7 protein-coding genes and 1 tRNA gene are annotated in these 7,694 nt (G+C 60.7%); 5 read left to right on the forward strand and 3 right to left on the reverse strand.

The features are described 5' to 3' along the window. The coding region (locus tag WA989_RS14245; protein WP_424341150.1) for a formylglycine-generating enzyme family protein at window positions 1-1,261 on the forward strand (1,261 nt) is incomplete at its 5' end. Window positions 1,262-1,326: 65 nt separating this feature from the next. On the opposite strand, the gene WA989_RS14250 is transcribed toward WA989_RS14245, so the two are convergent. Beyond that, window positions 1,327-1,722 carry a hypothetical protein gene (locus WA989_RS14250; RefSeq protein ID WP_424341151.1) on the reverse strand — a complete coding sequence of 132 codons (396 nt, stop codon included), beginning with the start codon at window positions 1,720-1,722 and terminating at the stop codon, window positions 1,327-1,329. On the opposite strand from WA989_RS14250, the gene WA989_RS14255 reads away from it, so the two are divergent. Then, window positions 1,722-2,552: a TetR/AcrR family transcriptional regulator gene (locus tag WA989_RS14255; RefSeq protein WP_424341152.1), complete on the forward strand. Its 831-nt coding sequence runs from the start codon at window positions 1,722-1,724 to the stop codon at window positions 2,550-2,552. The genes WA989_RS14250 and WA989_RS14255 overlap by 1 nt on opposite strands. 164 nt (window positions 2,553-2,716) lie before the next feature. On the opposite strand, the gene WA989_RS14260 is transcribed toward WA989_RS14255, so the two are convergent. Together WA989_RS14260 and WA989_RS14265 are read right to left on the reverse strand one after the other, a co-directional pair. Continuing rightward, window positions 2,717-2,806: transfer RNA gene (locus WA989_RS14260), tRNA-Ser, on the reverse strand. A gap of 71 nt (window positions 2,807-2,877) precedes the next feature. Then, window positions 2,878-4,878 (reverse strand): alkyl/aryl-sulfatase, encoded by a 2,001-nt coding sequence (locus WA989_RS14265; RefSeq protein ID WP_424341153.1) that lies wholly within the window; start codon window positions 4,876-4,878, stop codon window positions 2,878-2,880. A gap of 201 nt (window positions 4,879-5,079) precedes the next feature. On the opposite strand from WA989_RS14265, the gene WA989_RS14270 reads away from it, so the two are divergent. The 3 genes from WA989_RS14270 to WA989_RS14280 form a co-directional block, all read left to right on the forward strand. Beyond that, window positions 5,080-5,673 (forward strand): hypothetical protein, encoded by a 594-nt coding sequence (locus WA989_RS14270; protein ID WP_424341154.1) that lies wholly within the window; start codon window positions 5,080-5,082, stop codon window positions 5,671-5,673. Next, window positions 5,670-6,737, forward strand: a complete 1,068-nt coding sequence (locus WA989_RS14275; protein WP_424341155.1) for a hypothetical protein — start codon at window positions 5,670-5,672, stop codon at window positions 6,735-6,737. The genes WA989_RS14270 and WA989_RS14275 overlap by 4 nt, the downstream gene beginning before the upstream one ends. Next, window positions 6,737-7,694 (forward strand): MBOAT family O-acyltransferase (locus tag WA989_RS14280; protein WP_424341156.1); only part of this gene is annotated, 958 nt, incomplete at its 3' end. The genes WA989_RS14275 and WA989_RS14280, both read left to right, overlap by 1 nt.

The following is a 7,694-nucleotide window of genomic DNA, read 5'->3' on the forward strand; positions in this document are numbered from 1 at the left end:
CCCGATCATGTTCGAGCTGACACAGAGCGCGGATCTCACCTCCTGGGACGGCGATACGAATGATCCGAGGTGGAAGCAGTTTGTCGCCGATATCGGCCAGGCGCTTGAGCAGTCCGACGCCGAACCTGCTTCCAAACAGGAAATAGCGCCCGAGACAGCAGTGCCGGCGCCGGATGCCACGATCGAAAATACGTTCTGGTCATCGATCAGCGCCAGCGACGACCCGGCCGATTACGAGGCCTATCTGCAACGCTATCCCGATGGTCATTTTGCGACCCTGGCGCAGAACCGTCTCGCAAATCTGAAGGCCGCGCCGGCAGCTGCCATAGCCTCTGAACCGGAGCCGGTGCACGCGCCCGCTGCGCCTCAGAAAGTTCGCGAGAGCACCGCGGCGTCACCGCCTCCACAGGAAACGCTTAGCAAGAAGGGCGGCGTACCAATCGTCACGATCCTTGGTGGACTGATCGTCGCCGGTATTGGCGCGGGTGCTTTCGTCTTCATGTCAGGCAACGCGGCCGTGCAAGCGGACGGCGAGGCGGCGGCCCTGGCCGATGCATTTTCCGACTGCGATCTATGCCCTCAGATGAAGCAGCTGGAAGCCGGCACATTCCTGATGGGATCACCCGATGATGAACCGGGACGGACCGGAAATGAATCGCCGCGCCACGAAGTCACCCTATCGCCTTTTGCCATCGGGATCGACGAGGTGACATTCGCCGAATGGGAGGCCTGCGTCGAGGATGGCGGATGCGGGGACTATACCCCGCCGGACCGAGGATTCGGCAAAGGCGATCAGCCGGTCATTGGCGTTTCATGGAACGATGCCCAGTCCTATACGCGCTGGCTCTCAGGCAAGACAGGCCGGGCCTATCGGATCCCGAGCGAGGCAGAATGGGAATATGCTGCGCGCGGCGGCACCGAGACACCTTACTGGTGGGGAAACACGTTCGATCCCAAGATCGCGCCAGTGAATGCGCCTGTGGCGCCATCCTCGCTTCAGGAAAATCCGTTTGGCCTGCGCGCCATGCTGGGCAATGCGCGCGAATGGGTCGAGGATTGCTACGTCAACAATTATGTCGACGCGCCAAATGATGGCAGCGCGCGGCAGACAGTCGATTGCCAGCGGCGGGTGCTGCGCGGCGGTGCCTGGGGCCGAGATGCTGACGACCACCGTGTTTCCAACCGCGCCCGGCTTGACCGGACAGTGCGTGACAAGGTCTTCGGCTTCCGGGTTGCGACGTCCGAGCTTCCAGAGAACTAGCGCTTCAGGAAGAGCAGGTGGCTAGGGCCATGCCCCACTAAACGTCCAGTCGGCTTGCGCCCCGCTCATCCGGCGCTGAGCTCCATCAGAAGTCCGGCGCCGCCCAGTATGGCGATCAAGGTCCAGGGGTAGGGGGCTGGTGTGCGCCAAAGCGCGCGGTTGCCAAAGATGGCGAGCGAGAGGCCAAGCGCTGCAAATCCTGCGCTAATCGCCGTGGCTACCGCCGCATAGGCCACCCCGTCAGCCGATTTCGCGGCAAGCAGGAAGAGCGCTGCCATCGCCAGAACCGCGACCGAGCCGACGTGCCAGGAAAAATGATGGAGCCAGATCACATCATCGGGCAGGCCTGATCCTTTCAGAGGAGCGAGGACTTTCGGCGAGCCGAGAATTTCATGTCCGAGCACACCAAGCAGTGAAAGGGCGGCGGCAACGATAAACAGAATACCAGGCAGATCACTCATTGTATCACCACACTTATCTTCATGAACGGGGCTTTCTCATTTGCCAGCGCGATGGCGGTTGGCTTTCAATTACTGATCCAATAAAACTGTTATGGAATATTCATTCCAAAAAGCAATACCGGATAGTCCGATTGTTATGGAAGGCTTGTCGAGACGCTTGCTATCGGTCCAAAGTGGCCCGGATCCTGTCAACGAAACGTGCCGTAAACAGTCTGGAAATTCGAATGGTGAGACCGCGCTCGAAGTCGAGAGACGAACTTGTCCTCAGCGCCATGTGGGCCTTCTGGAAGAACGGCTTTGCATCGACATCTGTTGAGGACCTTGTCGCGTCAACAGGCGTTGGGCGCGGCGGCATCTACACCGATTTCGGTGGCAAGGAGCAGCTCTTTCTCGGGTGTCTTGCCGCCTATCGGGAGAAATATGTCGACCCGGCGCTTGCGCTTCTGCTGTCAGGTGAAGACGGCCTCAGCGGCATTGAAGCATACTTCGATCACTTCATTGAGCTGCACAAACAGCATGGAATGCCTGGCCCGGGCTGCTTCCTGGCCAACGTGATGACCGAATGTGCACCACATGACGAGGCCGTCCGAACTCTCGTGAACCAACATGAGCGGGATCTGCGTGCCGGGTTCCTCAATGCACTGGAAAGATCAGCTGTTGATTCAGCTGCGAAGCTTTCGAACCGAGAGGTTGACGAACTGGCCGGATTTCTGGCTACCGCGAGCCAGGGCCTGTGGTCCTACGGTCGCTCCATTGACGATGTCGGCGAGCTTGAGCGCTTCAAAACAACCCTGATGAAGCTGTTGAGCGCCCGCCTCGCTTTGATCTGATCAAACTGTGCTGCCGGTCTAAGCCGAACCGGTCTCCCGCAGCGTTTGCTCAATCCTGGTTTACTCTGACAGTGCCAAACCAGGCGCTGATATGCGCGATAAGTCCCGGATTTTTCGGGACTAATTCGAGACGTCTCGAATTCGCTGATTTTCGGGAAACTGGCTGGCGGAGAGGAAGGGATTCGAACCCTCGATACGCGTAAACGTATACGCCCTTAGCAGGGGCGCGCCTTCAGCCACTCGGCCACCTCTCCGCAACAGCCTGCCTGACTAGCCGCATGCTCGCGCCGCTGCAAGAGGGCAAGCAGGCTCAAACTGACATCGCTCAGGGTGTGACCACGTTGAACCAGAAATCAGGCGTGTCCAGTGTCGTCAGGAAGGCGCCGGCGGCGGCTGTCTCACCCTCAATGGCGAGGCGGCCTGATCCGACCAGTGCCGGCACATTCGCCTCCCGCAGGATCAGCGCATTGAAGTCTGTCCGCGACAGCCGAAGACGGGCGGCGGCGTCTTCCGTGTCGGCGAGCCTTGGCACGATCACGTCCTGCCCGATCTCGAGCGACAGCGTCTCGCCCGTATCGGTGAAATCAAAGACGAGCGTGAACGGATCGCGGCTCAACTTGTCCGGGTCATACCGGCTGGCGAGCGCATCGAACAGGTCGAGCGTAGGAACCGCTTTCAGGAAATCGGCATTGCCCGCGGTCGCGGTGCCGCCCTCGGGGAGCGGTGTTCTCAATTCATGCGCCGCAGTCAGATAATAGCTGCGCCAGGCGCCGCTTTCGGCCTGGAAGCCGAGCTGTTCATAGCTTGCCGCCAGCCAGGATTTGGCGCGTTCATTGCCGGGGTCCGAGAAGACTGCCTGATTGAACAGTTCGGCGGCCCATCTGTAGTCGCCGCTGTCGAAGGCGCCGATGGCCCGCTCCAGCACCGCGTCCATGCCGCCCATCGCCGCGACATAGCGCCGGGCCGTCTCCTCGCGGGGCAGGGCGTTATAGTCCGCCGGAACGCCGCTCCACCAGCCATAATAGAACTGGTAGACCGCTTTGGCATTGTGATTGAGCGTGCCGTAATAGCCGCGCGTGGCGAAATCATCCTGGCTGAAGGAGGGCTCGGGAATGGTCTCGGCGGCCTCGGTCATCGTCGCGCCGGCATTAGCGCGGCGCAGCGTCTGGTCGTGGACATAGCGGTAAATGTCGCGCTGGCCGCGCAGGAAGGTCTGGACATTCTCGGTGCCCCAGGTCGGCCAATGGTGGGAGGCGAACATCAGATCCGCGCGGTCGCCATAGTCGGCGAGGGCGCGGTCGATCACCCGGCTCCATTTCAGCGTGTCGCGAACCTTGGCGCCGCGCGGGGTGAGCACATTGTGGAAGGTGGCGGTCGCGACTTCAGCGGTGCAGAGCGCGCGCTTTTCAGGCAGGTAGAACATGAATTCGGCCGGCGCTTCGGTGCCGCCGGCATCCATGAATTCGAAGGTGACGCCATCAATGACGCGGCGCGTGCCCCAGCCGCCGATTTCCTCGGTCGGCAGCACGAGACCGGTCGTCCCCTGCGGCAAGCCGGCGCCAAGACCTGTCCCAACATTGGCGGTTTCCGAACTCGGGATAGTGCGCCCGAACATCAGGACCGCGCGGCGGGACATAAGATTGCCAGCGATCAGGTTTTCGGCCACAGCGTTTTCGGTGAAGCCTTCCGGCGCGAGCACGGGCACGTTCCGGCTCTCGATCTCCTCTTCGCTGATCACGCCGCGCGCGCCGCCAAAATGGTCGGCATGCGAATGAGTGTAGAGAACGCCGGTGACAGGCCGCTCGCCGAGCGTGTCATTGACGAGTTTGAGCCCCGCTGCGGCGGTTTCCCTGACGGTCAGCGGGTCGACAATGATCCAGCCCGCCTCGCCCTCAATGATGCTCATCACCGAGAGGTCGTAGCCGCGTACCTGCCAGATGCCGTCGGCGACTTCGAACAGGCCATGCTTTGCTGTGAGGCCCGACTGTCGCCAGAGCGACGGATTGACGGTGTCTGGCGCTTCGCCCGCGATGAAATCGAATTGAGGAACCGACCAGACGACCGAGCCGTCTTCGCCGAGAATGGCCTCTGCCTCGATGGCGGCGAGGAAACCGCGCGCGGCGTCTTTATAGTCGTCCTGGTCATCAAGGGGCAGGCGCGCAGCGACGCTGGCATTGGCCTCGGACGTTGCCTCTGTCGCGGTGCCAGCTTGCGGCGGTGCAGGCGTGCGTGCTTCGCTCGTGTCTTCAGCAGGCTCGCTGCCGGCCGCCTGCGAGCAGGCAGCGATCATCGACATGGCCATCATGCCGGCGGTGAACAGTCTCATAGTCTGATCCTCCCACTTTTTAAGGCAGCCTAACCGGATCACGCTGGCTGGCAATTGCTGACGCGTGGACACCCTGCCTTGCCATGGCCCCGGCTTTGCACGGGGAGACCGCAAATAGTTGAGGAATCGGTTCAATGTTGCACAAGTGGGTAGGCGCGGTGCGGCAAGGGGCCAAGGCAGGCCAGCCAGGGGGAAGATAATATGTTGAGGAAGCTGCTCTGGGCGGTGCTGCTCCTGTCGCCGCTCTTGCTGGTTCTGGGATGGCGTCTGTTTGCCCCCGCAATGAACCTGCAAGTCGGAAGCGACGAAGCGCTTGCCCTTCGCCAGGGGGCAGCGATTGCGAGCTGCGAGGCTCCTTTCGACACCTATTACAAAGAAAGCCGCGCTGCGACGATGTCCTGTGGCATCAGGGAGGGGGGGCGCACGATGATTGTCGAGACGCCGGTTCCGGCAGGGGAGGGGCGCGACCGCCTGCGCACAAAGGGCGCCAACTGGATTTTCAATTCGCGCCATTCACAGAATTTCGAGGGCCGTACCGTCCGGGTTGAGATTATTGGATCGTGTGAAGGCTGTGAAGGGCAGGCCAAGGCAATCTACGCGACGGGCAATCGCGGCAATAGCGGATGGCAATCGATTGATCTCAAGCCAGACCGGCAAGCTTTCACTTTCGAGTATGACGTTCCTGTCCTGCCAGAGGAGGAAGAGGCCTCGCGACCGACCCTAATCCTCAATTCAGGCGTGCCAGACGCGGTCATGTACATCGACCGTATCCTCATCGTGGAAGCAGCCGAATGACCCTGTTCGAGTACGAACCAGGTGAAACGCCGAAGACCGGCAGCAAACATGGTGCGGTGCTGGCGACTTTTGGGGTGGGCCTCATCTTCCTGCTATGGCTGATTGCGGGCGGGTATGCCGTTCGCACCGCTGCGCAACAGACACCGGAATTTGCCAGGTTGGACCCGCACATTCGCCAGAAGCTGGCCGGCATCGATCCGGAAGAGGCCCATGATGTGGTCTGGCTCGGAACCAGCCGGATCTTCCGGCAGATCGATGCAGGAGCGCTGTCGGAACGCTGCGGTGCGGACATGTACAATGCCGGCGCAGGCGGCGCGAATGCGGCGAATATCCGTTTCATGCTCGACTGGATGCTGGACCAGCCGTCCCAGCCTCGAACGATCTGGATCGAGCCGACGGGAGTGGCCAATGCCGGCATCCCCCGCACAGCGCGGGCGCGGTATCTCGCGCCGGACTGGCAACCAGCCTATCTGAGGTCGAGCCTTCTTGATGCGGAGCGTGCTGAGGACGTCTCGGAAAGCGAACTGCAATACGACATATTTCTCCACTCGATTTCCAGCTTCTTCCTGACCGGCGTGGTTCATGAGCTGGTCAAAGAGCGGCCGCTTGAATCGATCGACAATATCGGCGTTCGGGGCTTTACGCGGCTTGACGCTGACGGGGGCCGCAGGAATCCCCGTGCGGCAAAACTGCAGCGCCTCCTGGAAGAGGACCCGGACCTTTTCCAGGCCTATTTCGAGGACCAGGCTGCTGCACTGGGCGGATTATCGCAGGATGATGCAGCAGCGGACGCCCTGAATTTCGCGCGGCCAATCCTGTCCGGCCTGACGACAGAAGAGCTCTCACGGGTGGGGCTGATATTCCCGCCAAAATCGGGCCACTCGCAGCTTCCGCTTACGGAACTCACCGTACGCGGCGTCGACATTCCGGTTCTGACCTTCCCGCTCGCCGACCATGGCTTTCTTGCCGACAGTGACTACTGGTTCGATGAAGGCCATCTGAGCGGCGAGGGCGCCGATCTGCTCGCACAATCCATCGCCAGACGCATTTGCGGAGCTGGCTGATGTTGTTTTCGACCTTCCTGTTCGCTCTCTTCTTTCTAGGCGTTTTTACGCTCTATTGGAGCCTTCCGTCCGGGCGCGCGCGCGTCATCTTCCTGCTGGCAGCCAGCTATGTGTTCTATGGCGCATGGGATTACCGGTTCCTGGGTCTGATCAGCTTCGTCATCCTTGTGGCCTATATCGGCCAGCATGCTCTGTTCAGGAGGTCGAATACAAAGGCCAGGAACTGGATTACAGGGATATCGGTCACACTCCTGCTCGCCACGCTGGGCGTGTTCAAATACTTCAACTTCTTTGCAGACAGTTTCGTGATCCTGCTGCAGCGGGCAGGCATCGAGGCATCACAGCCGACGCTCAGCATCATCCTGCCAGTTGGCGTGAGCTTCTATATCTTCCAGGCAATTGGCTTCATCGTCGATGTCCGCCGGGGCGAGTTCAAGGATCCTCGCGGCTTTATCGATACGGCCTTCTTCGTCGCTTTCTTTCCTCAGCTTGTTGCCGGGCCGATTGTCCGGGCAGCTGACTTCTTTCCGCAGATCGACCTGAAAAAGCAACTCTCGCAGATTCCATGGAGCGGCGTGATGGTGCTGTTCATGGGCGGGTTCTTCAAGAAAGTGGTCGTCGCCGACAATCTGGGGCTTCTCTGCGTCGATCCGGTCTTCGCAGACCCGTCGGGCTATTCGCAAAGCGCGATCATCTATGCGAGCCTTGCCTACACCGTTCAGATCTTCTGCGATTTCTCCGGCTATTCTGACATGGCGATCGCGGTGAGCCGGTGCTTTGGCTACCAGATTCCGATCAACTTTCGCGGCCCGCTCTTTTCTTCAACGATCACGGATTTCTGGCGCCGCTGGCATATTTCGCTGTCGGCCTGGTTGCGCGACTATCTCTATATTCCGCTGGGCGGCAGCCGGAACGGCGAGGGCAAGACGCTGCGCAATTTGATGGCCACCATGGTGC

This window comes from Henriciella sp. (assembly GCF_049649345.1).
In the GTDB taxonomy this organism is placed as follows: Bacteria; Pseudomonadota; Alphaproteobacteria; order Caulobacterales; family Hyphomonadaceae; genus Henriciella.